Annotated in this window: 3 protein-coding genes; all 3 read left to right on the top strand. The window is 69.7% G+C overall.

Features of this window, described 5'->3' with window-relative positions; translation table 11 throughout:
* Positions 1-570: Holliday junction DNA helicase RuvB C-terminal domain-containing protein (locus tag ABZD10_RS15500; RefSeq protein ID WP_372887909.1), on the top strand; the 570-nt coding region annotated here is incomplete at its 5' end.
* A gap of 144 nt (positions 571-714) precedes the next feature.
* Entirely contained in the window at positions 715-1350 is a 636-nt protein-coding gene (locus ABZD10_RS15495; RefSeq protein ID WP_372887907.1) for a hypothetical protein, read from the top strand.
* The coding region (gene thpR, locus ABZD10_RS15490; protein WP_372887905.1) for an RNA 2',3'-cyclic phosphodiesterase at positions 1350-1746 on the top strand (397 nt) is incomplete at its 3' end. The genes ABZD10_RS15495 and thpR, both read left to right, overlap by 1 nt.

Below are 1746 nucleotides of genomic sequence, written 5' to 3'. Positions count from 1 at the left end.
TTCACCCTGGTCGGGGCGACCACCCGGCTGGGGCTGCTGACCACGCCGCTGCGCGACCGCTTCGGCATCCCGACGCGGTTGCAGTTCTACACCGAGGACGAGCTGCATCAGATTGTCACCCGCAATGCCCGCAAACTGGGGGTGCCCTCGGATGAGGGCGGCGCCCGCGAGATCGCGCGGCGCTCGCGCGGCACGCCGCGCATCGCCGGTCGGCTGCTGCGCCGGGTGGTGGATTTCGCCCTGGTCGAGGGCGACGGGCGGGTGACGCGCGATCTGGCCGACGGGGCGCTGACCCGGCTCGGGGTCGATCACCTCGGGCTTGACGGGGCCGACCGGCGCTATCTGCGTTTCATCGCCGAGAACTATGCCGGCGGGCCGGTGGGGATCGACACCATCTCGGCGGCGCTGAGCGAGGCGCGCGACGCGCTGGAAGAGGTGATCGAGCCGTTTCTCTTGCAGCAGGGGCTGATCCAGCGCACGCCGCGCGGGCGCATGCTGGCGCAGAAGGCCTGGCAGCATCTGGGGCTGGCGCCGCCCCGGCGCCCCGATCAGAGCGATCTTTTCCGCTGAGCGGGCAGGGGGCGCTGCCCCCGGACGTCTTTTTGGCAAAAGCCGCCCTCCCCCGGAGCATTTACGGCAAGATGAAGACCGGGCGGGGCTTGCCATTGCGGGGCTGATTGGGGAAACAGGCGCCAGGTCAGCAAGGAGTGCGCCATGAGCCCGGAAGAGATCGAAGCGCTGTTCACCCGCCGCGACGGAACCTATCTCTTTGCCCGCTGGGGGCGGCCGATCGTGCCGGTGGTCTTCGGGGTGCTGGACGAGACGGTGCCGGTGATCAAGGGCGCGATCGAGGCCATGGTCACCCTTGCCGGCCACCGGATGGCCGAGACCGACCCCGAGCTTGGCGCCAACCTGATGCTGTTCTTCTTCCGCGACTGGGACGAGCTGCTGGAGCTGCCCGACCTTGGGCGGATGATTCCCGATCTGGCGCCGCTGGTGGCGCGGCTGAAACAGGGCGATGCCACCCAGTACCGCGCCTTCCGCTTCGACGATGACGGCGCCATCCAGGCCAGTTTCGTCTTTCTGCGCATGAGCGACGAGATGGCCGCGATCCCGGCCGAGACCCTGGCCCTGACCCAGGCGGTGCAGGTGATGCTGCTGTGGTCGGACAGCGCCTTTGCAAACCGCTCGCCGCTGGCGGTGCTGCCGGACAATGGCGCCACGGTGCTGCGCCCCGAGATCGCGGCGGTGATCGCCGCCGCCTATGACCGGATGATGCCGGTGGCGGCCGATGACGCCAGCCACGCGCTGCGGCTGTTCGCGCGGCTGAGAGTCGACCCGGCGCCCTGATGCGCGCCTTTCTGGCCATCGACCTGCCCGAGGATCTGCGGGCGCAGGTGGCGGCGCTGCAGGCCGGTCTGCGGGCCGGACGCCCTGTGCCCGAGGAAAACCTGCACCTGACGCTGGCCTTTCTCGACGATCAGCCGCAGGCGATGCTGGTCGCGCTGCACGAGGCTTTGAACGCTCTGGACTGTCCGGGTTTCGATCTGGAACTGGCGGGGCTGGATCTGTTCGGCGGCAAGCGCCCGCGGCTCTTGTATCTCAGGGTGAAACCGGCGCCGGCCCTGCTGGCGCTGCACCGGAGCCTCAAAGAGGCGGCGCGCCGTGTCGGCATGGATCTGCCGCGCACGCGGTTTCGCCCGCATGTCACCCTGGCCCGGTTCCGCCATGACATGACCGAGCCCG

Origin of the sequence: Shimia sp. (assembly GCF_041624275.1) — a bacterium.
Taxonomy (GTDB): Bacteria; Pseudomonadota; Alphaproteobacteria; order Rhodobacterales; family Rhodobacteraceae; genus Shimia.
This window is presented reverse-complemented; position numbering and strand designations above follow the sequence as displayed.